The sequence below is a fragment of the Microbulbifer maximicatervae (SeqCode) genome (assembly GCF_056231245.1).
This window is the reverse complement of sequence record NZ_CP174334.1, coordinates 5,017,812-5,040,415: the sequence shown is the minus strand read 5'-3', so window position 1 is coordinate 5,040,415 and position 22,604 is coordinate 5,017,812. Positions and strand designations below refer to the sequence as shown.

Annotated in this window: 14 protein-coding genes; 2 read left to right on the top strand and 12 right to left on the bottom strand. The window is 48.8% G+C overall.

Going from position 1 to position 22,604, the window contains the following annotated elements:
* Positions 1-22 precede the first annotated feature (22 nt).
* The 7 genes from ACJJIS_RS22015 to glmU form a co-directional block, all read right to left on the bottom strand.
* Positions 23-901 carry an alpha/beta fold hydrolase gene (locus tag ACJJIS_RS22015; RefSeq protein WP_475709091.1) on the bottom strand — a complete coding sequence of 293 codons (879 nt, stop codon included), beginning with the start codon at positions 899-901 and terminating at the stop codon, positions 23-25.
* Positions 902-925: 24 nt separating this feature from the next.
* Positions 926-2,755 (bottom strand): glutamine--fructose-6-phosphate transaminase (isomerizing), encoded by a 1,830-nt coding sequence (gene glmS / locus ACJJIS_RS22010; protein ID WP_444906821.1) that lies wholly within the window; start codon positions 2,753-2,755, stop codon positions 926-928.
* 2 nt (positions 2,756-2,757) lie between these two features.
* Positions 2,758-3,582 (bottom strand): DeoR/GlpR family DNA-binding transcription regulator, encoded by an 825-nt coding sequence (locus ACJJIS_RS22005; RefSeq protein WP_444895631.1) that lies wholly within the window; start codon positions 3,580-3,582, stop codon positions 2,758-2,760.
* 119 nt (positions 3,583-3,701) lie between these two features.
* On the bottom strand, positions 3,702-4,919 hold the full coding sequence (locus ACJJIS_RS22000; RefSeq protein WP_444934522.1) for a dihydrolipoamide acetyltransferase family protein: 1,218 nt from the start codon (positions 4,917-4,919) through the stop codon (positions 3,702-3,704).
* A complete protein-coding gene (locus ACJJIS_RS21995; RefSeq protein WP_444892407.1) occupies positions 4,916-5,911 on the bottom strand; it encodes an alpha-ketoacid dehydrogenase subunit beta in 996 nt (331 codons plus the stop codon). Before ACJJIS_RS21995 ends, ACJJIS_RS22000 begins: the two co-directional genes overlap by 4 nt.
* Positions 5,911-7,002 carry a pyruvate dehydrogenase (acetyl-transferring) E1 component subunit alpha gene (gene pdhA / locus ACJJIS_RS21990; protein ID WP_444906817.1) on the bottom strand — a complete coding sequence of 364 codons (1,092 nt, stop codon included), beginning with the start codon at positions 7,000-7,002 and terminating at the stop codon, positions 5,911-5,913. Before pdhA ends, ACJJIS_RS21995 begins: the two co-directional genes overlap by 1 nt.
* A 125-nt stretch (positions 7,003-7,127) precedes the next feature.
* On the bottom strand, positions 7,128-8,489 hold the full coding sequence (gene glmU, locus ACJJIS_RS21985; protein ID WP_413663859.1) for a bifunctional UDP-N-acetylglucosamine diphosphorylase/glucosamine-1-phosphate N-acetyltransferase GlmU: 1,362 nt from the start codon (positions 8,487-8,489) through the stop codon (positions 7,128-7,130).
* Between the two features lie 226 nt (positions 8,490-8,715).
* Here glmU and ACJJIS_RS21980 point away from each other — a divergent pair, with 226 nt between their 5' ends.
* Positions 8,716-12,069 (top strand): amidohydrolase family protein, encoded by a 3,354-nt coding sequence (locus ACJJIS_RS21980; RefSeq protein ID WP_475709090.1) that lies wholly within the window; start codon positions 8,716-8,718, stop codon positions 12,067-12,069.
* 70 nt (positions 12,070-12,139) lie between these two features.
* Here ACJJIS_RS21980 and ACJJIS_RS21975 read toward each other — a convergent pair whose 3' ends face one another.
* Genes ACJJIS_RS21975 through ACJJIS_RS21955 form a run of 5 tightly spaced genes read right to left on the bottom strand, consistent with a single transcriptional unit; the run spans position 12,140 to position 20,834 of the window.
* Positions 12,140-13,378 (bottom strand): glycosyltransferase family 2 protein, encoded by a 1,239-nt coding sequence (locus ACJJIS_RS21975; RefSeq protein WP_444934524.1) that lies wholly within the window; start codon positions 13,376-13,378, stop codon positions 12,140-12,142.
* Entirely contained in the window at positions 13,375-15,477 is a 2,103-nt protein-coding gene (locus ACJJIS_RS21970; protein WP_475709089.1) for a glycosyltransferase, read from the bottom strand. Before ACJJIS_RS21970 ends, ACJJIS_RS21975 begins: the two co-directional genes overlap by 4 nt.
* A gap of 13 nt (positions 15,478-15,490) precedes the next feature.
* Positions 15,491-18,622 carry a glycosyltransferase family 4 protein gene (locus tag ACJJIS_RS21965; protein WP_475709088.1) on the bottom strand — a complete coding sequence of 1,044 codons (3,132 nt, stop codon included), beginning with the start codon at positions 18,620-18,622 and terminating at the stop codon, positions 15,491-15,493.
* Positions 18,612-19,589 carry an NAD-dependent epimerase/dehydratase family protein gene (locus tag ACJJIS_RS21960; protein WP_475709087.1) on the bottom strand — a complete coding sequence of 326 codons (978 nt, stop codon included), beginning with the start codon at positions 19,587-19,589 and terminating at the stop codon, positions 18,612-18,614. The genes ACJJIS_RS21965 and ACJJIS_RS21960 overlap by 11 nt, the downstream gene beginning before the upstream one ends.
* Positions 19,590-19,604: 15 nt before the next feature.
* The gene (locus tag ACJJIS_RS21955) at positions 19,605-20,834 is read right to left on the bottom strand and encodes an NAD-dependent epimerase/dehydratase family protein (protein WP_475709086.1); all 1,230 of its coding nucleotides are present in this window, start codon (positions 20,832-20,834) and stop codon (positions 19,605-19,607) included.
* Between the two features lie 409 nt (positions 20,835-21,243).
* Here ACJJIS_RS21955 and ACJJIS_RS21950 point away from each other — a divergent pair, with 409 nt between their 5' ends.
* Complete coding sequence (locus ACJJIS_RS21950; protein WP_475709085.1) at positions 21,244-22,590, top strand: methyltransferase; 1,347 nt, start codon at positions 21,244-21,246, stop codon at positions 22,588-22,590.
* The last annotated feature ends 14 nt before the right edge of the window (positions 22,591-22,604 follow it).

Sequence of the window (22,604 nt, the reverse complement as noted above, 5' to 3'; positions counted from 1 at the left end):
CACAGTTATCCACAAAGCTGAACTAGGGCACGGGGAAATGGCTATCTGTGGAAAACTTGAGAAGAAATTTACTCACCAAGGCATTAAATCTTTGCGCTGCTTCCAGAAACAGGAAATGGCTTCCTCCTTCCGCCACATCAAAGATCTCAAGCCTGGAACCCGCAACTTGCTGGTGAATCCACTGCTGGCACTCTATCGGGTGTGGACTGGCACGACCGAAAGCCACTAGCGTCGGCTTATCAATCCTGGGGATAAAATCCCGCCAGTCCTTTGTTATGTTATCCACAAAAAGCTTTGCAGCCCAGCGACGGGGACACTGCAGGTTAACCGCAACCAGCTCATCCCGTTGGGTTTTCCCCATTAAAGGCGTGACCATAGACATAAGAATTTGGCGGGTGGCCTCAGCACCTTTTTTTCCAACCAAGTTATCCACAAACTGGAAGAGGCTCTCCGGGGTCAGTATGCCTCCAGCGGCCAATCGCTCCGCTTCACTCCAGGCGGGATCTGCCAGTAGACAGGGGGGTTCATCAATTAGCACTAGTGCACTGACCCTATCCCCACCAAACATTTCCAGGTAGCTCCATATCACCGAGCAGCCGGCGGAGTGGCCGAGTAAATGAAGGGGTTCCTGTTGCAGACTTGAGATCAGCTCTTGCAAGTCCTTGGCGAGGCGGGAAATTCGATAGCCATGATTGGGCTTGTCAGACTGACCATGACCACGCATATCCAGCGCGATCACACGAAACTGATCGCTGAGCCCAGTGAGCTGATGTTTATACAACACCGCCCCCTGGGACCAGCCGTGTAGCATCAATAATATGGGGCCGCTGCCGGCCTCTAGATAGCGCAGGGTGACGCTATCAGAGGTAGTAAATTCACACAGCTTTACTCGCTTGTGCATAAACCTTTTGCGGCAGGTGAACAGTTATTCAACCGTGACTGATTTAGCCAGGTTTCTGGGTTGATCCACATCAGTACCTTTCAGCAACGCCACATGGTAACTCAATAGCTGCAGCGGCACGGTGTAGAGAATCGGCGCCAGACTCTCTGGGGAATCTGGAACTTCCACCACGGTAATACCTTCTTCACTGGTAAATCCGGCCTTGGGGCTGGCGAAAACAAACAGTTGCCCACCCCGTGCACGCACTTCCTGCAAATTGGATTTGAGTTTTTCCAGCAGCTCATCATTGGGGGCAACGACAACCACGGGCATATCGCCGTCCACCAGTGCCAGGGGGCCATGCTTCAATTCGCCGGCGGGATAGGCCTCCGCGTGGATATAGGAAATTTCCTTCAGCTTTAGAGCGCCCTCCAGAGCAATGGGGAATTCGACACCACGCCCCAAGAAAAGCGCGTGGTTCTTCTCTGCAAAGGCCTTGCTGGTGTTTTTAACCACCTTATCCAGACCGGTAAAACTCTCCATTAGCTCAGGTAACTGGTGCAAGGCGCTGACCAGCTCAGCTTCACGCTCCGCCGACAGGCCGTTGACCTTGGAGAGGGCGATACAGAACAGTTGTAATGCTACCAATTGGGTCGTAAAGGCCTTGGTCGAGGCCACACCAATCTCAGGGCCCGCCTCAGTCATTAGCGATAGCTCAGACTCTCGCACCAATGAGCTGTTGGGCACATTGCAGATGGTCATGGAGGCCAGGTAGCCCAGGTCCTTGCCCTGGCGCAGGGCGGCGAGGGTATCAGCCGTTTCCCCGGATTGGGAAATACTCACAAACAGGGTTCCCGGGCGCACCACTTTCTTGCGGTAGCGCAGTTCACTGGCCACTTCCACCGAGCAGGGAATACCGGCCCAGTCCTCCAGCCAATAGCGGGCTACCATTCCCGCATGGTAACTGGTGCCACAGGCTACTATCTGTACCTGCTGCACCTTGGGCAAAATCTCCTGGGCGCGGGCACCAAGGGCCTGGGCCAACACTGAGCGCTCACCGATACGGCCCGCCAGAGTGGCTGCGACCACCTGGGGCTGCTCGAAAATCTCTTTCTGCATAAAGTGGCGGTAGCGCCCTTTATCGGTAGCTTCATGACCGCCGGTCAACTTGTGCACCGGGCGACTGACTTCCTCTCCCAACTTGTCTCGAACTGCGATGCCACCGCGACGCACTTCCGCCACATCGCCCTCTTCGAGGAATATAAAGCGATCAGTCACCTGGCGCAGGGCCATAGGATCAGAGGCAATAAAGTTCTCTTCAATACCCACTCCAAGGACCAGCGGACTACCAGAGCGGGCACAGGCCAAAACTTCCGGCTCTTCATGACTAACCACCGCGAGGGCGTAGGCACCTTCCAGTATATGCGTGGCTTCAGTCACAGAGTCGACCAGGCTGCGGCCCTCAGAACTTAATGAGTGAATAAGGTGAACCACAACTTCAGTATCGGTTTCAGACTCAAACTCATAACCTTTTCCCTGAAGCTCTGAACGCAATTCCTGATGGTTTTCGATAATGCCGTTGTGAACCAGAGCGATATGGCCTGACAGATGGGGATGGGCATTTTCATCGGAGGGAACACCGTGAGTAGCCCAACGGGTATGGGCAATGCCAATATGGCCCTCGGCGCTTTCCTCACTTAATTTGGCTTCCAAATCTGCGACCTTGCCCAGGCTTTTGCGCAATTGCAGCTGGCCATCTCCACTGCTTAAGCAGACTCCGGCTGAGTCGTAACCGCGATACTCCAAACGGCGCAGCCCTTCCAGAAGAATCCCCGTCACATTGCGCTGTGCCAGCGCACCTACGATTCCGCACATAATTATTTCCTCATTAACCCGGGAGTCTCGCCGCCCATTAACATTTCAGGCTGAGCGCCTCTGCTCCTGTCTTCAGCGGCACAAATGAGCTGGATACCCAGCTGCTCCAGTTTTTGGCCCACGGCGTCCGCCAGGCCATCATCAGTTACCAAGATATCGACCTGCTCCCAGGACAATTCCAGATTGGGAATCCGCTTCCCCACTTTACTGGACTCCGCCAGTACAACCACTTCCCGCGCAACTTCCGCCATTACGCGGGAGAGGCCAATTTGTTCATTAAATGTACAGGTGCCGCGTTGCAAATCGATTCCATCGGCACCAATAAAAGCGCGATCGAAGTCGTATCCTCTCAGTACCTGTTCTGCAACCTGCCCCTGGAAGGCCTCAAAGTGTGGGTCCCAGGTGCCTCCGGTCATCAACAGCGTCGGTTCGTTTTCAAGTTCGCGCAGTGCATTGGCCACATGCAGCGAGTTAGTCATCACCACTAGGCCGCGCTTGCTTTCAAGCTCAGGAATCATTGCCGCCGTGGTGCGACCGTAATCGATCACAATTCGGTGGTGATCCGGTATCAGCTCAGCAGCGGCTCGACCAATGGCCCGCTTACTCCCAGAGGGCCCTTCTTCATTGACCAACTCCCTCGGCACCGGGATAGCACCACCGTGGCGGCGCAGCAACAAGCCGTGATTTTCCATTGCCGTCAGATCCTTTCGAATCGTAACTTCCGAAGTTCCGAACTGCCGCGCCAATTGCTCGACACTGGTCTCTCCTACTTCATTTAGCAAGTGGAGAATACCGTGGCGGCGCTGTTGGGTGTTGCGTTTGGACATAGGCAGATAAGTTTCATTTCGAAACTTAAAGATAGCAAAACGAAACTAAAGTTCCCACAACTTTTATCAATAACCATTACTCAACTGATTAAATACCGGTATAGGACTCACTCAGGCTGTTAGAGGGACAAAGTTTCCAACATTGTCTGAAGAAAGCGCGCCAACTCTCCACCGGTAACGGCCCGGTGATCGGCACTGATAGAGAGAGGGAGTAAGGGGCGAAGTGCCGGCCATCGATTGACCACCACAACTCCCTGGCACACCCTCCCGGCACCGACAATGGCAACAGTGGGCGGCATGACTACTGGGGTGGCATAGCGACCGGCTATGGAGCCGAAGTTGGAGAGAAGTATGCTTGCCCCCTGAAGGTCTCGCTGGGCGATTCCGGTCTCGCGGGCCTGGTGCTTAAAGTCCGCCACCTGCTGGAGCAGATCTTCATCAGTACGCTGGGCGACATCCCTGAGTACCGGCACATAGAGTCCTCGTGGAGAATCCACTGCTAAGCCAATATTGATACTGCCCTGCGGCGCCAGCTTCTCATCCTGATACAGGGCATTGAGGGTAGGTTCCGCCTCACAAGCTTCCTGTACTGCACGAATCAATCTCAGCAGCGCCGGAGCACTACCCCACCAGTTGGAAATATCCGCATCGTCACACAGCGTTATCTGCTTTACCTCATCTCGCGCTCGGCTCATGGACAAACCCATTGCGCGACGTGCAGGCGTCATGACTTCGGACTCAGAATCGAATTGGGGTGCAACGGCTGTAGTTTGTACGGCAGAAGCGCGGGCAGGTGATGGATGCTGCCCCTTCGCCACAGTTTTGGGCTTTGTTCCCGGCCCCACCGCAGTAAGTACCTGGGCTTCCGTTACCAGTGCACCCGCTGGTGATATTGACTGTAAATCTACCCCCAAACGCCTGGCCAGGGCCCGTACTCTCGGGGTGGCCAGGCGCTTTAAGCCCACCTCCGGCCCCCGCTCAGCCCCCAATACACCTTGCCCTTGCTCTATTTTTCCCACCACCGTACCGCTGTCGGCCCGAGGACTAGTCTCTTGTTCCGATTCTTCAGCTTGAGTGGGCGGGCTTTCATCTGCGACTTCTCCCTCGGCCATAAATCCCACCAGGGGATCGCCAACATTCACGGTCTCATCCACTGCCGCAAATAGCTTCTCAATAGTGCCGCCCCAAGGAGCCGGCACTTCCACCAAGGCCTTAGCGGTTTCCACTGTCACCAGAGTTTCATGGGCAGCTATGGTATCTCCCTCTCTGACATGCCACTCCCGCACTACCGCATCGGGCAGACCTTCACCGAGATCCGGAAGGGTAAAAGTCTTCATTGTGGCCCTCCGTTGGCGTAGTCCAGCACTTCCTGTACGGCCGACAAAATACGCGGCACTCCGGGTAGATACTCATCCTCCAGTTGATAGTAGGGCATCACTGTATCGAAACCGGTCACCCTCTGTACCGGTGCCTTTAAAAGATCGAAGGCATACTCATTAATCTGTGCGATCACCTCGGCACCCAGGCCACAGAACCTGGCCGCCTCGTGCACAACGACACAGCGCCCGGTTTTCTCCAGGGAGTCTATTACCGTGTGGATATCCAGGGGTTTCAGGGTGGCCGGGTCGATAACCTCAGCCTCTACCCCTTCCTCTGCGAGCTGCTCTGCGGCTTGCAGGGTCTCTTTGAGGGAAGCGCCCCAAGCGATAAGCGTTATATCGCGGCCCTCCCGCAACACAAAGGCGCGATCCAGTGGCAGAGCCTCGCCAGTGTCGGGCACTTCCTGGCGAACGGCTCGGTAAATACGTTTGGGCTCCAGGAAAATGACCGGGTCCGGGTCTCTAATTGCCGCCAATAGTAAACCGTAAGCCCGTGCAGGAGAGGAGGGCACCACAAGGCGCAGACCTGGAATATGGGCGAACAGGGCCTCGGTGCTCTCGGAGTGATGCTCCGGTGCATGGATTCCACCTCCATAGGGGGCCCGATAGACAATCGGACAGGAGAGGCGGCCGCGAGTGCGATTGCGATAGCGCGAGGCGTGGCTGAGGATCTGATCGAGACCGGGATAGATAAAACCCATAAACTGGAATTCAGCCACCGGTCGCAGGCCCTGCACCGCCATACCGACAGCCATTCCGGCAATCATGGTCTCGGCCAGGGGGGTATCCATCACCCGGTCCCGGCCAAACCTGGCCTGTAACCCCTCGGTTGAGCGAAATACGCCACCGTTCAGACCAACATCTTCACCAAATAGAACCACCATCGGGTCTGCTTGCATCTCGTAAGCCAGAGCCTGGGTGACAGCCTCGACCAAAGTTATCTCAGCCATTAGCTATCTCCCTGCAACTGTTGATACTGCTCCAGAAAAGGCTCCGGCAACTTTGCATAGAGGTGGTCGAATATTGCTGTGGCGGCATCTCTGGGGGTTTCCCGGTAGATGTGGACCGCTCTCTCCAGCTTCTGTGTCAGCTCCCGTTGCATCTCTTCTTCCTGCGCATCATCCCAGGCACCGCAGTTTTCCAGGTAGGATCGCAGGCGCCGCAAAGGCTCTCGGGACCAGGCTTCACTGACATCTTTTTTGGGCTGGTAGCGGCTGGCATCATCGGCGGTGGTGTGGTCACACAGGCGATAGCTAATCGCCTCGATCAGAGCTGGGCCAGCACCACTGCGCGCCCGCTCCACGGCATCACCCACCGCCTCACGAACGGCAATCACATCGTTGCCGTCTACCTGCAAGCCGGGTATGCCGGCGGCAATAGCCTTCTGTGCCAGAGTCTTACAGGCAGTTTGCTCATCTCGCGGTAGGGAAATGGCCCATTGATTGTTGTTGATAACGATCACTAGAGGCAGGTGCCAGTCCCCAGCCAGGTTTATCGCCTCGTAAAAGTCTCCCCGCGAAGTAGATCCATCGCCGCCGGTCGAAACAGCGACGCGCATGGGTTCACCGAAATGCTCATGTTTATATTTCAGGGCAAAGGCTACACCGGCACCGTGCAACATCTGGGTGGCTATAGGCACACTCAAGGGCAAATCTTCGCGGCTATGGCGAAAGTTCTGCCCCCGCTCATCGCCCCCCCAGATTGCGTAGATCTCCTCAATAGTGACGCCCCGCTCCAGAAGAGCGCCTGTCTCCCGGTAATTGGGGCAGTAGATATCCTCTTTGGCCATGGCGGCTGCGAGACCAACACCAATAGCTTCCTGGCCGAGGCTGGAGGGATAGGTGCCAAGTTGACCGGTACGCTGCATTTTTACCGCGCGATCATCCACCATACGAGCCAACGTCATCTGGCGGTAGTAAGCAATCAGGGTATCCGGGGTGGCAAATTCCGGTAGGGCTTGGGTCGTCTGTCCCTGTTCATCCAAATATTGCAGCGAAGCAATATCAAAACTGGCAAGCAGCTGTAATCTGGGCTTGTGCATCGGGCCATTCCTTTTGTTCCCGAAGCGCAAGTTTAATGGATAGGGTGGCTATCAACAGGCGTGGAGAGGGAAGGCCCGCCGGAATTATAGTTTCCGAGGGGCAATCCAATTACGGTAAGGGTTATTTAGCTTTTCTTGGTCGGACGCTGCCAGCCGTTAATATTGCGCTGCTTGCTACGCGCTACCGCCAACTCTTTGCTCCCCACAGCCTGGGTAATGGTGGAGCCAGCACCCACTGTGGCTCCGGCGCCCACAGTTACTGGGGCTACCAGAGCTGTGTTAGAACCTATAAAGGCATTGTCGCCGATCTCGGTCAGGGACTTGTTCACACCGTCGTAATTACAGGTAATGGTGCCAGCACCGATATTGACCGCTTCGCCCACCAGGGCATCACCGACATAAGAGAGATGATTAACCTTACTGCCCTCACCAATTTTGGCTTTTTTGGTTTCGACAAAGTTACCCACCTTGGCACCAGTGGCCAGCTCTGTGCCCGGACGCAAACGTGCAAAGGGACCAATAGTACAAGCCTCACCAATCTCAGCGCCTTCGATAATGGAATTGGCCTCTACCTTGGTGCCATCTGCCAGGCGACAGTTTTTTAGCAGGCAATTAGGTCCAATTTGTACCCCCTTACCCAGTGAAACTGTCCCTTCGAAAATGCAGTTAATATCGATAGAGACATCGGTATCGCACTCCAGGCTGCCGCGAACATCTATACGCATGGGGTCCAATAAAGTCACCCCCGCATTCATAAGACTGGTCGCATGGTTATGCTGCAAAGCGCGCTCCATCTGTGCCTGCTGCGCACGGCTATTTACTCCCGCCACTTCCAGCGGATCACTGGCAATTACTCCCGTTACAGGAATCCCCTCACTGACCGAACGACCGATAATATCGGTCAGGTAGTATTCACCTTGAGCATTGTCACAGGACAACTCCGGTAACCAGCGAGCCAACAGTGCTCCAGGAGTCGCCAAAATGCCGGTATTGACCTCACGGATAGCCAGGGTATCCGCATCGGCATCCTTTTCCTCAACGATCGACTGCACACAGCCGCTGTTATCCCTCACAATACGCCCGTAACCGGCGGGATTGGCCATTTCAACTGACAGCAGGGCAGGTCCGTGATCCGCTGCCGATAGCAGTGATTGCAAACTGCCGGCCCTGACCAGAGGCACATCACCATAGAGCACCAAAACGGTGGCTCCTTCGCGGAAATAGGGCACCGCCTGGGCCACGGCATGCCCGGTACCCAATTGCTGTTCCTGCTCCACAAACCTGACACCACGATCAGCAAAGCGGTCACGTATCAGGTCTGCGCCATGCCCGATTACCACGGTAATCTGTACCTCTCCCAACAACATGGCGGTATCAATTACCCGCTCAAGCATGGGAATACCGCCAATAGGATGCAGCACTTTAGGCAGGTCAGAGTGCATGCGGGTGCCTTTTCCAGCGGCCAAAATCACAACATCGATAGTCATAACGGGTCGATATTCCAATCGTCTACAAAATTTGAGTGCATTGTGGCCACTAGACCCGGTTTACTCAAGCGAACAACAGTTCGCCCCGGGGCCCTGGTATTCAACGCATTAAGATTGCTGCGCCGCTTTGATCCCGGTAATTTACCCCCTGTGAAATCAACCGGTTACTCAACCCAACAAAACAAATATAGCCGCCAAACACAGAATCGGGCGGAGGGATATTTCAATGAACACCACCAAGCAGAACAAGCCGCGCCACCATTTGTTGGCTCTGGCTGTCCTGGCACTGACCCTGCCGATGGGTGCTGCGGCAGAAGCCGAAAGCGCTCTCGAAGCTACCAAAGAAAAGGAAGTAGAAAAGGCGGAAGCCCAATCCTGGGATATCAACAAGCCACCCTACGAATTCAAACCGATCCAGTTCGACACCCGCGAGACCACCTGGAGCAACCTGGATATCAGCCCAGATGGCAAAACCATCCTGTTCGATATGCTCGGCGATATCTACACAGTGCCGGTAGCAGGCGGCGAGGCGGTAGCCCTGACCAATGAAATCGCCTGGAATATGCAGCCGCGCTTCAGCCCGGATGGCAAGACCATCGTGTTTATCAGCGACCGTGACGGCGCCGACAACATCTGGTTGATGGATCGCAATGGCGACAACCTTCGCCAGCTCACGACAGAAAAGGAAAACTTGCTGCACTCGCCCAACTGGAGCCCCGATGGCCAGTACCTGGTAGCGCGTAAAGGCTTTATGTCTGGCCGCAGTATCCCCGCCGGTGAAATCTGGATGTACCACTACGGTGGGGGTGAAGGTCGCCAACTGAAAGAGCGCATCGGTGGCGATATCGCCCAGAAAAATATTGCCGATCCAGCTTTCTCTCCAGATGGACGCTATGTCTATTACTCCATCGATACCACCCCCGGCACCGTGTGGAAGTACAACAAAAACTCCACCCAGGAAATTTTTGCCATCAACCGCTATGACCTCCAGGATGGTGAAGAGGAGACCTTTGTCTCCGGTCCCGGTGGCGCAGTGGCACCTGTACCATCCCCGGATGGCAGTAAACTGGCCTTTATTCGCCGCCAGGACAACCAGACCTCCCTGTTCCTGAAAGATTTGGACACAGGACTGGAAACTCCGGTTTACTCCGGCCTCGAACGCGACCTGCAGGAAATCTTTGGGCCCCATGGCAACTACGTTCAATACGACTGGATGCCCGATGGTGAGTCATTGGTCGTTTGGACTGGCGGTAAATTCCTGCGCATCTCCATCAACGGCGACAGCGTCGCACCGATTGCGGCCCATGTGAAAGTTGAGAAACAGGTAGCGGATGCGGTGCGCTTCCCGGTAGACGTAGCGCCGGAAACCTTCGATGTGAAGATGATTCGCTGGGCGCAGAAATCCCCCAACGGCAAGCAGGTCGCTTTCCAGGCATTGGGCAAGATTTATATTCAGGATGTCGCCAGTGGTGAGCGTCGTCGTCTGACCCGCCAGGACGACCACTTTGAGTTCTATCCCAGCTGGTCCCGCGATGGTCGCGAGATCACCTATGTCTCTTGGGACGACCAAAACCTGGGCCATGTGAGGGTAGTTTCCGCTCGCAACGGTCGCGGTAAAAACATCACCAAGCAGCCGGGCCTGTACGTTGAACCAAGCTTTTCTCCAAGTGGTGACGCTGTGGCCTACCGTCGCTTTACCGGCGGCTATCTGCTCAGCCCCGAGTACTCCCTGGAACCGGGCATTTACCTGGCAGACGCCGACGGCGACTGGCAACGCCGGGTCGTGAAGTCTGGCTATGAGCCTCATTTCGGCGCCAGCGAAGATCGTATCTACTTCTCCGAGTACCAAAACGCTGACGGCGGCAAGCGCGTGCTGAAGAGCACCAACCTGGAAGGCAAGGATGAGCGCGAGCACCTGCACGGCGCTGAGATTACTTCCTTCCGCCTGTCTCCGGACGGCAAGTGGGTTGCCTTCACCCAGGACTTCAAAGCCTTTGTCGCGCCCTTTATGCATACCGGCAAATCCGAGGTTATCGGCCCCGATAGCAAAGCAGTCAAAGTCACCCAGGTATCCAAGCGCGCCGGTGAAAACCTGCATTGGTCTGCCGATAGCGATACTTTGGGCTGGGCACACGGCCCCAAACTGTTCGAGCGTGAACTGAAGGATGCCTTCGAATTTGTCGCCGGCGCTCCGGAGGAACTGCCAGAGCCAGTTTCTGAAGGCATCGACCTGAGCTTTGAACAGTCCTTCGACAATCGCGCAGGTCTCGTTGCCCTCACCGGCGGCAAGGTTGTCACTATGCGCGATGCGGAAAACACCCGTGAAATTATCGACAATGGTGTGGTTCTGTTCCGGGGCAACCGCATTGTCGCCGTGGGACCCGCAGCGGAAGTGGAGATTCCCACGGAAGCGAAGCGTATCGATATCACCGGCAAAACCGTTTTACCGGGGCTTATTGACGCTCATGCCCACGGTGCTCAGGGTCGCGAAGAAATTATCCCGCAGCAGAACTGGAACCTGTTCTCCAGCCTGGCATTTGGAGTGACTACTATTCACGACCCCTCCAATGACAGCAGCGAGATCTTCTCCGCCGCTGAAATGCAAAAGGCCGGCCTGATTACTGGGCCGCGTATTTTCTCCACCGGCACCATCCTCTATGGCGCCAAAGGTCCAGGCTACAAAGCCAAGATCAACTCCCTGGAGGACGCTCAGTTCCACGTGAACCGCCTCAAGGAAATGGGCGCCATCTCGGTGAAGAGCTACAACCAGCCCCGCCGCGACCAGCGCCAGCAAGTGCTGCAGGCAGCCCGCGAAGCCGGCATTATGGTAGTGCCCGAGGGCGGCGGTAAGTACCAGCACAATATGAACATGATTGTGGACGGGCACACCGGTATCGAGCACTCACTGCCGATCGCCAATGTCTACGGCGATGTGGAGCAGCTGTGGAGCCAAACCCAAGTGGGTTATACACCGACCTTCGTCGTGGCCTACGGCGGTCTCTGGGGTGAGGAGTACTGGTATGACCGCACGGAGGTATGGAAGAACGAGCGCCTGACCCGCTTTACCCCCGATTTTATCGTTAACCCCCGCTCTGTCCGTCGCCCCACTGCGCCGGATGCCCACTACAACCACTTTAATGTGGCCCGTCAGGCCAAGCAGCTGCGCGACGAAGGTGTCACCGTACATATCGGCGCCCACGGCCAGCGCGAAGGGCTTGGAGCCCACTGGGAAATGTGGATGATGGAGCAGGGCGGCTTTACTCCCTGGGAAGCCTTCCGCGCCGGTACCATCGATGGTGCCCGCTACCTGGGTATGGACGGTGATATCGGCAGCATTGAGGCTGGTAAGCTGGCTGACCTGATCGTGGTTGACGGCAACCCCTTGGATAACCTGCGCCTGTCAGAGAACATTACCTACACGGTAATTAATGGCCGTGTGTTTGAGGCGGAAACCATGAACGAAGTAGGGGCTGGCGAACGCTTGGCATTCTTCCACGAACGCCTGCCTATCAGTGCTATGCCCGCTCCTACGGCGGAAGCGGTACAGGAGAAGATGGAACGACACCACTGGGTACACTAACCTCAGGCACAAACTGAGATGCAAACAAAAGGCCGGGGACAAACCTCCCCGGCCTTTTTTGTATAAAGCCCTACCTGGTCCGGCGACGTCCTCCCAGCTTATGCCAGAGAATGGCGCGATAGATTGCGACAGGCAGTCTAAAGATTCCCGTAACCAGCCACCAAAATGACTCATAGATGGCAATCGTCTGATCCACTAATGGATGATCCTGGTCGAGCCTTTCTGGATAGTGATCGTGTCGCAATATGCCCCGATGAAACAGAAATCTGCGTAAAGGCCGGCTCAGTCGCCAACTAAAAGACTTGGTTATACGGTTTAAGTTATCGGCGAGAAAGCTCTCCGAGGCTATCTTTTGCTGTGTGAGCAGTTCGAAATAGTGGCTTTTGGACTTATTTTCATTCTGCCAATCAGTATCAAAATCCATCTTTGTTAGCCAATCGCTTTCCCCGAATCCATCTATCTTGCGCAGATCCGATGTGTATTGCGGGATAGTTATCTGATTTTTAATGATGGCCTTGGAAATGCGATATACATCAGCATTCATCCGGTCAGGGTTCTGCAATTCCCGACTAAGCCTTTGCTGAAAGCCGGACCGGAATTTGAAATGGAGAAGATGAGCGCAATTTTTACTGAGAGGAACCGGCGTACATGAGTGGGTTGAACGTAAATATTGAAAACCCGTCCGCCAATAAACCAACGGAATTTTATAAGATTTAACAAAATAATCAGAAATGCCAGATATTTGCGCTCTGGCTTTGGAGCGAATTTCAAAAAAAGGAAAAGCTAATATGCTTTTTTTCTTAAAGTTTTTATAAGATACATAGTTAGGCGTTGATTCCATTAACTCAGAAAGATTTCTTATGTCATATGCATTCCCTTGAAGGTTGTCACTAAAGAAATCTATTAGTGGAGTATATAGAGCAAAAGCTAATTCACTCTGCATAAGTTGAGTCGTAACCTTCAGTGAAGCTTTACCTAAAATTTCAGGTAACCAGAGAAATTCATCAGCATCTACCACAAGAGTCCATTTTCCCTGACAGTAGTCCCGGGCAACTCTGTTAACCCAATCTACACCTGCGTTTGCCTGGGGGTAGCCACAATCAACTTCGTATAGCTGGACATCATTCTGCTTCAGTAGATAGCTTACCGAGTTATCGCTACTTCCCGTATCCACCAGGTGGAAACATGTCACACCTAAAGACCGGTAGTGGTCGAGAAAAGCCGGGAGAATATCCAATTCATCACGGAAGATACAAATAAGGGGGAAGCGTGTTTCACTAGCACTTTCAATGTACTTAACTACTTTCAAACTTTCACCCTAGCGAATTTACGCAGCTTTCGAATCGTTCGCTTTAAAAACCCTGGCTTATATTTTTCCCCTTTATTTTTTTTGGCATCTTTTTGCTGTTTTCTTAGTAGTAGAAGGCTTTTCTCTTCCGAGTCGAGCCCTTCAAGGTAAGGACTTATTTGCCTGAAATCCCCTTCTTCTTGAAGGTGATTTCTGGATTTCATAGAGTTGTCACCGGTGCGATAGTAATATAAAGGATCAGGATAATAGGATACATTTTCCTTTGCTAAAATTAGCTTGCTATAGAATTCAATATCATCCTTACCTGTTCTATATCTCTCTGTATAACCTCCGTGATCTCTAAACTTAGAAGCTTTTATCAGACACGTCGCATCACCGACTATATTTACTTTCGTTGCCCAAGCTCTAGCTGGCCCCATAAAACGAATTTGAGTTCCGAGCTTACCTTCTGGAGTATTAGGTGCCCCCTTGCCGCTGAATCGGATAGAGCTACAAGTCAGGCAATCAATATCTGCAAAAGTTGCCGCGCTTACCAACTTATCTACCATTTCCGGCATCATGACATTGTCATCGTCAAAAAAAAGTAGATAATCTCCACTTGCATTTTGTGCTGCAGTATTTCTAGCAGCCCCTACATATCGGTTTTCCTGGTATACAAACTGCCATCCATTCTTCTGATAGTGACTTTCTATAATTTCCAGCGCGTGTAGCGCTTCTTGTGAATGGCTACCATCATCAACCACAATAACTTCTATGTTCTTATAAGTCTGATCTTTAATGCTTTTTAACGCTTGATAGAGAAAGTCTGGACGCTCAAAATGAGTTACGCATATAGAAACCAAGGGATCATGTCTATTGGAAGATCGGGCGTTTTTAATAATTGAATGCTCTTGGCCATGCCATTTATTCCATACATCTAACGACTTCTTAAGCCTCTGGTGTTTTATACCCGGCGCAGGCAGTTTCTTTGCATGTAATTCTAACTTTCTCGCTAAAGCAATATGATTTGGCTTAAAGAGGATTTTTTTTCCATTTTCGTCATCAAGTAACTCTCGAGTACCACCAGTATCAGCAGCAATAAATGGTACTTTAGTTGCAAGGCATTCGTAGACAGAAATCGGGGAATTCTCTAACAAAGCTGGGATCACAGCCAAACGTCCTTCTCCACTCAAATACTCTACAGCCTGTATAGCATTACAATCACTTATAAATGAGACTTCTGTACTCCAATGCTTCTGGTTTTCCTCTATGAATTTTCGCGCATCAAATCGATAAGAGTGTCCTCCCAAAAAAGTAATCGATGGTAATCTAACCCCTCTTTTAGCAAGAGTGTTTAATGCATTCACAAAAAGAATAATCCCCTTACGAGGTTCAAGACGCCCGAAAAACACCCATTCTTTTGTCTCTAAGTTACTATTTTTTATGGCTTCATTATCAGGTAATAGATCGTCCAAAAATACATTTGGCCAATAGTAACTGCGCTCAGGCAGGCGGTATTTATTATTTTTCATCCAGCAGACTAAATGCTGACTCCCACAGATCAGAGTATCTGCCATCTCAGCACTTCTACGCTCCATAAATACCCACCCCAATTGCCGTTCCTCTTTAAGGAATTGTTGATTACCTTCGGCAGACCAGAGTGTTGGGGAAGAACCTTTAACAGCAAAATGTATATCTTGGAATGCAATACCAAGACTCTTGGCAAGTAATGCTATATAACCCATTCCACGCCATTCTGAAACATGGACAATATCAAAGCGATCATTTCTCTTGAGCCACTCATAGGCTGCATAGGGCATTGCCATAGTGCGAGCCATTGTCGTTTTAGCTAGTGCCTGCGGTGCAACACCATGAAATTCAACATTAAGTTTTGCAAAAAAATTTTTTGTGATTTTCATTTTCACAGGATTTTTTGCTAGACCATTAACGAAACAGACGGTGACTTTGTGACCAGATCTCTGTAGAAAAACAGCCAAATGAAAGTAAGCCGTTCCAATGCCACCATTTTTTATTGGACCAAACATATCCTCCGTTAGGATGCATATACGTTTAGGTTTCTGAACAGCTTCAAGGCGTAAATCCTCGTGAAGCTCTTTCATTATTCAAGCCACCTTAGATCGCAACTAGCATTTGTTTAAGATAACGCAATCGACCATTTCGTAAGACAAGTCCATTTTCCTTAACACGTACGGTAATCTCTGAGTTTTCCTGCTTTATTTCAGGTGTTAATGAGAACCGGAATCCATACCAAGCTAGTTTCGGGTTTCGAGTACCGAAACGTTCCACATAACGATTCGCCGTGGCTTCAGCTACAATGTTTCCGTTTACCTCTAAGACAATCACTAAATTTTTAGCTATATTGCTTCTATCCCATGCCCATCCCTCAAGAACCCGTGGATCGAGTGCAAAAAGCTCTCGTGGTGGAATTGACCCCTTAATAGGTGAGCCAGTATATCCCTTAAATATACGTTGCAAGGTAGTACCTGATTTTTGAATCACAGCCTGAAAACTAAACTTGGGTTTAAATTCAGTTTCATTGATTTTTCCCTGCTCATGGATAATTTTTGCAATATCATGTTCAGGCTCATCCTTACCTTCTACTGTATAATCCTTGTCTACAAACTCTCTTACCTCTGCGTGATCTTGCCCATATAAAGTGGTATCTTCGGTATCTATCCCTTGAATGTTTTCAGGTGTGTTATTTTCTGTTTTAGAGAAGAAACTCCAGGTATATTTTTGGTTAAATATCTCCTCAACAGCTACCTCATTAAGTATTGGACTTCCAGAGATAGCTGCAAATACATTTTTAGATAGTTTTATAACCCGTATAAAACGGGTGTAAGTCATTTCTTGATCTTCTAACAGAAACTTAATATTAAATTTTTCACCTTCTTCCCATTTATCTGGAATTGGGAATCTATGTAAAGTAAGTTCATTATCTTGTAGCTCCAAAGAAATTGATTGGGGCTCGCCATTAACAATTAATTGCCTATTTCCCGGACCTTTGGCTACACAGAGCAAATGGGAATTTCTCTCGTCCAAACCAACAACTACCCTCGGATTACGATTTTTCATTTTACGAGGCCGGTCGGCATGTAAAAGCCACACAGGTTCCTCATCCAAACGATTCTTATCCCGATAAAGTGCTGGTCTTAATTTAGCTCCAATAGGCTGAGCTGAAGGAAGAAGGGCTAGTTTACGATAGGCAATATTATCATTTTCAATCAACGACATTGAGCGAAGGTAGACAGAGTTAGCGTTATTTCGAGATTCTTCCAATTCCTCTAAATAGTAATCACTACGAAGATGGCACTCAGGAATAACCATCAATTCAAACCCAAATTCTTTGTTCGCCCTTAAAATATATTCTTGTACCAAACCGTAGCGAATATCATAAGGGAGTATTGACCCCACCTTGCTTGATACCAGTTTTGGGATACAAATAATATTTGTGCCTATTGCATTTCCAAAGCTGATCTCAGAGACGATATCTCCACCTATCGGCATTACCACCTTGTTTTCAGGTAGAGATAAAAAGCTAGTGATTATGAATTCATGATTTATTTGAAGAGTTTTGCGTAACTCACCACAAAATTTTCCACCTAATCGAGAGGATGTACCATCACAGAGAATGCAAGCATCTAGAGTACTTTCAGAAAGACTTTTTGCCAGTGCAATCCCTGCTGGAAATCCAATGAAATCCACCAAACTACAATTGAGACCGGCTTCCAATAGAAAGTTAGAAGCTCTCTCAGCAATATTTTCAAGATAGGGATCAATTAATAAAAATTTGATGGAGTCGGGTCTATCAACTAAAAGTGCCTCAGAAAACTCCATAACACTCTCAGTATCCCGCAATAGAACAACCACTTCTAGGGTCGGTAGCTCCATCTCATTAGAAGCTGTTAAGGTGGGAGAGCCTGTAATCTTGGTGATCGCTTCAGCGCCACTATACTGCTTAAAAAGATCTGCTAAGTAGGCATGAAAACCATACCAAACTTGAAGGTTATAATTGTTATCAAAACTGGAATGCGCAATCTTATGCCCATTCTTCAGTACCTCTTCTAGCCTTTTCGCAAGCTCAAAAGCGTAGGGTGCGATGAGACAACTTTCATGGTCTTCTTTTGCGATAAGTTCTGGAGTTCCCCCTACTCGCGTTGCAATAAAAGGAATATTATTCTCTAGTGTTTCATATACTGCCATGGTGGAGTTTTCAATCAGGGAGGGCATTACCGCTATCATATCCCTGGAACATAAAAACGAGAGAGCTTCCGGCTGGTTATAATCTGTGATGCAATTGACTTCAAAACTCCAGGTAGACGCTTTTCGCTCAATATAGTCCGCAACCTTCTCATTGTTTTGATTAGGTAAGGCTTCACCATATTTACCTAGGAAATTAACTCTGGTAGGACAATTCCCCGCCCGCTCAAGTAAATCCAGAGCGGTACAAAAGAGCTCCAATCCCTTCCGCATTTCCAAACGACCAAAGAAGGTCAATTCGTTAGTGCGAACTACATCACCAGGCTGTCGATTAATGCGTTTATCATCAACGGGAACTTCGGAAAAATCGAGAATATTTGGCTGAACATAAGTTGATGTTGGCAGCTTATAGCCAACATAGCGCATAAAGCAAAGTAGGTGTGCGCTACCACCAATTACCATATCGGCAAATTCAACACATTTCTGCTCAGCAAAACTCGCTGGTAACAGCTCCCTTTTTACCAATGGCTGCATTTGATAATGACGATTCCAGAGGTGCGGGGACGATGTCTTTACAATAAATAATGTATCTTTAAACGCCAAACCCAACTTCTTAACCATCAACGCATAAATTAATCCACCTCGCCATTCGGAAGTGTGGATAACATCAAAACGTCTCTGTTCAATTAACCAGCGGTATGCCGCACTATATCGTCGCTGCCAACTCTGTGAGGGGCCGATTATTGTTTCATCCGTGTGCACCAAGTAGTGCAGTGAAACACCAAAATTGGAATATTCCTCAACCCAATACTCAGGTGTTTCATTCTCAACTGTTTCACCTTTTAAGTAGAGCACATGTACTTCGTGCCCATGTGCTGCCAGTCCTTTCGCTAAGTGATAGTAGGTTGAAGCAATCCCTCCATTTCTCACCGGACCTAGGATTTCTTCTGTGGCTATACAAACTCTGAGCTTCTGGTCCGACTCAAAACCTGCATAAGTATTTAAATCAGGGAATGATTCTACTGAAAATTTGTCAATCTGCATTCTGTAGGGCCCTCTGCGAGAGGCTAGGCTTCAGAACATCCTCCTTATTGACAAAGTAATCCCATGTAATTTGAATACCGTCCCTTAATGATGCCTCCGGCCTAAAGCCCAAGTACTGTTTTGCTTTAGTAATATCCGTATAGTTATGGCGCACTTCACCTGCCCTGAAAGGGTGGTTAGCTATTTCAAGATCGTCATGGCAGCCCGAGACATCCCTTAGTAAACTAATTACTTCGTTAATTGACGTCGGCTGGCCGCTACCCAGCTGAAATACCCCATTTTCTCTCTTTTCCAGCGCCCTAATTATTCCCTGGCAGAGATCGCCTACAAAAATAAAGTCTCTAGTCTGATAGCCATCTCCGTAGACATCACAGACCTGACCTTTCAGAATATTTTTAATAAAGGCTGCTATCACACTTCCTTTGTGAAAGGAAAGCGGACCATAAACATTAGAGAATCGTAAAGAGGTTATTGATAATCCATAACTTTGAGAATATGCAGAACAGTAGGCCTCTGCTGCAGCCTTAGACGCACCATAAGCCGATGCGGGATTCACTGGCATTAATTCGTGTACTGGTGGATCAGCTTCTCCAATGATCGCCCCACCTGTAGAAGCATTAATGAGATGTCCAACCTCATACCTTCGCATTGCTTCCAGAAGATTGACAGTCCCCTGTACATTTACTTCAAAATTATAGACAGGGTTATTTATTGAATTAATAACACGTGTATCTGCAGCTAAATGTATAACAGCATCAGCTTGCTTTACAGCTTCATCTACATCCCGTTGATTTCTAACATCTCCTCTAATAAATTGGTGAGGTATTCCGGCTAATGCTGCGGTAGTGCCAGTGACCTCATTATCTAAAACTAAAATTTCGTCATATAAACTCAAATTACTGAGATATTTGACTAAATTTGAACCTATAAATCCACATCCACCAGTAATAAGGATTCGCGTAGACATAGCTAAAGCTACCCACTAGGAAATGGTTTCAGTAACTTCACTAGTTTTTTCCCGATAGGAAATATCGGCAAGTTTATTACCTTTTGTCCAATAAGAAACGCAAGGTATTTTTGTATGATCAGCCCGATCTTGATATTGCATTGTTATATCTGTAATTTCTTCTAGAAGACTATCTTTAATAAGAATCGGCTGCCATCCGAATGAACGAAGTAAATCATTTTTTACATTGAGATCATTTCTCTCTGCCTCCTTCCTCGGGTTTGGCAGATAACTTATTTCACAGTCTGTCAGTGTTTGAACTAATTGTGCAAGATCGGAAAGTGTTTGCGTTTCCGCCATCTGATTGAGAATCAGTGGTCGTTCACCGAGCTCCGGTGGATGTAAAAGTGCCTGCTCAATACATTTGCAAGTATCAGAGATATGGATAAATGCGCGAGTTTGACCACCTGTGCCATGAACAGTCAGTGGGAAACCGACAGTCGCTTGCATTAGAAATCTATTTAGGACTGTGCCGTAGTCCCCGTCATAATCAAAACGATTTATCAGACGCTCATCCAAACTAGAGAGTTCAGTCTGCGTTCCCCAAACAATCCCCTGGTGAAGGTCAGTAATACGAAGCCTGTCATTTTTCGCATAATACTGAAACATCTGCGAATCCATCGTCTTGGTCATATGGTAAATGGAGCCAGGATTAGGCGGATAAACGATAGAGTCTGAAATTTGACGATTATCAATCGTCTCTATTTTTACATCCAAGTAACCTTCAGGTATTGGTATGGGCTCCTCATGGCCGTAACCATACACACCCATTGTACCGAGGTGAACCAAGTGAATATCAAGCTGCGTCTCTACAATCGCATTGAGAATATTATGAGTACCACAAATATTATTAGCGATCGTATAATTTTTAGTAGCACTGCTTTTCATCGAATAGGGCGCAGCGCGCTGCTCACCAAAATGAACTATACTATCTGGCTTTTCCTCCTCTAGGAGATTTACAAGATCGTTAAATTTCTGGGAAACATCCAACTCGACAAAGCGAATAACCTTTCCCGTTAATTCAAACCAGGTATCAATACGCTCTTTCAGTTCTCGAATCGGTGTTAATGATTCTACATTGAGCTCACTATCAATTTTTCTTCTAGAAAAATTGTCAATAATAATAACCTCATGACCTAAATTACTCAGATGTAATGAGGTTGGCCATCCACAAAAGCCATCGCCACCGACTATTATCAGTTTCAAAGAGCCACCTCCACAAGTTTTGCCAACCAGGCCGTTGGCAGATCAATTTATTCAGGATTGAGATGTTATCGTCTGCTGCTTAATTGGATAACGTGAATCTTACAAAATCCAATTTATAACACAGGCTTTCCGGCTTTACCGATTATACGAGTTAGCATCCGCGCCAACTTTTATAGATTGCACCTTGAATAGTTTTCTCAGAGAAAATAAATTTATTATTTGACAGCTCCAACTTTCACATTTATGAATATTTTCATAGCTTAAGAAAATCAGTGCTAGCTGCGAGCATGTACTCAATAATAAGCAATCTTATTATATTTGATTTAAATCGAGCGCAACTGCACCTATTTGCAGCATGCAAGTCAATATCCACGCCAAAAAACCTGGTTACCATTACTTGGAAAATTAAATGTCTACTTTAGAAATCAATCAGCTGGATAACTTTGAACAAGGGAAGCAAGCTGCATTAGCTGGAGAAATAGACCTGGCGAGAGAGTTATTGCGTCCAATTGCCGATCTCAACCCTTTTCATCCGGCTACTTATTTTCTGTGCTATGCCGAATCAAAAAATGGTTCGATTCTAAATTGTGATAAGTATGCGCTGACCTTCATTTCAAGACATCCACACCATGTAGGCATGAGAATAATCTCCGCTATGCTAAATATAGCTAAAGGAGACATAGATCAAGCTGAAAAAGATATAAAAATAGCAATCAAGTGCAACCCAGAACATAAACGAGCGCTGAAAGTTTTTGACCAAGTCAAATTGATACGTATCGAAAATAACGCCAGGGAAGCGATTGAAATTTTAGACACTTCCCGTTCTCACCCTGCATTTTCAAAACTTTCCCGCTCAAAGGCAGCAAAACAACTGAAGAAAATAGAACCTTTAGAAGATTGGGACAATCATGAATTGCAGGCTAAAATCGCATTTTTCCACAACTGCACTAATATACGCCACGCACTGAAGAATTTTGATTCGGATCTCATCACTAGTGCCGTTGAACTCGGCTACTGCTCATGGCCAAGAAAATTACATAAATATGTACAAGGGTGCAATGTTTTAGATGTCGGTTGTGGTTTTGGTGGCTATGCCATGGGCTACCTCTGTGCTGGAGCAAACAGTTATACCGGTGTAGACCCAGCAATGTCTTTAGACTCCAGGAGGGTTCGCAATAAAAGGATAAGAAAGTGGGTTAACGCTCCAATGTCCGGCCAGGACATCATGGATTTGATCCCGGATATTGATCTACGCCAGTGCTCTACCCGCGATCTCGTCGGTATAAAGACCTTTGATACGGTTTGCCTACACAATGTCACTGAGCACCTATTGGAAATTGAGGGTGTATTCGAGGATATTGCGGGGTTGTTAACCAAAGGAGGAAAAATTATATTTCTGCATCACAACTTTTATGGCTGGAGTGGGCACCATATGCCTCCTCATAATCCATCAGTTTTGGATGAAGGGAATCCAGATCATCTTAAGTTTTGTGATTGGAACCATATTAATATTGTTCGCCATTTGCCACATGACCACTATTTACACACACATCTAAATCGCATTCGAATCGATGAATTACGCGCATTAACACGTAAGTATTTTAATATCGAAACCTGGGAACTACAGCCTTCCCATAGTAATGTTTTAGAGCGTTTAACTCCGGAAATAGAGACCAGGGTAAGAGAAGAAATTCCTGATATTACACTGGATGAAATGAAGGCAAATGTTGTTTTTTGTGTAGCTTACGCTAAGTAATCAATTTTTTTCCG

Coding starts and splice junctions, on each gene's coding strand:
- ACJJIS_RS22015 (WP_475709091.1), bottom strand. CDS start 901: ATGCACAAGCGAGTAAAGCTGTGTGAATTTACTACCTCTGATAGCGTC.
- ACJJIS_RS22000 (WP_444934522.1), bottom strand. CDS start 4,919: ATGAAGACTTTTACCCTTCCGGATCTCGGTGAAGGTCTGCCCGATGCG.
- pdhA (WP_444906817.1), bottom strand. CDS start 7,002: ATGCACAAGCCCAGATTACAGCTGCTTGCCAGTTTTGATATTGCTTCG.
- ACJJIS_RS21995 (WP_444892407.1), bottom strand. CDS start 5,911: ATGGCTGAGATAACTTTGGTCGAGGCTGTCACCCAGGCTCTGGCTTAC.
- glmS (WP_444906821.1), bottom strand. CDS start 2,755: ATGTGCGGAATCGTAGGTGCGCTGGCACAGCGCAATGTGACGGGGATT.
- ACJJIS_RS22005 (WP_444895631.1), bottom strand. CDS start 3,582: ATGTCCAAACGCAACACCCAACAGCGCCGCCACGGTATTCTCCACTTG.
- glmU (WP_413663859.1), bottom strand. CDS start 8,489: ATGACTATCGATGTTGTGATTTTGGCCGCTGGAAAAGGCACCCGCATG.
- ACJJIS_RS21980 (WP_475709090.1), top strand. CDS start 8,716: ATGAACACCACCAAGCAGAACAAGCCGCGCCACCATTTGTTGGCTCTG.
- ACJJIS_RS21965 (WP_475709088.1), bottom strand. CDS start 18,622: ATGCAGATTGACAAATTTTCAGTAGAATCATTCCCTGATTTAAATACT.
- ACJJIS_RS21960 (WP_475709087.1), bottom strand. CDS start 19,589: ATGTCTACGCGAATCCTTATTACTGGTGGATGTGGATTTATAGGTTCA.
- ACJJIS_RS21970 (WP_475709089.1), bottom strand. CDS start 15,477: ATGAAAGAGCTTCACGAGGATTTACGCCTTGAAGCTGTTCAGAAACCT.
- ACJJIS_RS21950 (WP_475709085.1), top strand. CDS start 21,244: ATGTCTACTTTAGAAATCAATCAGCTGGATAACTTTGAACAAGGGAAG.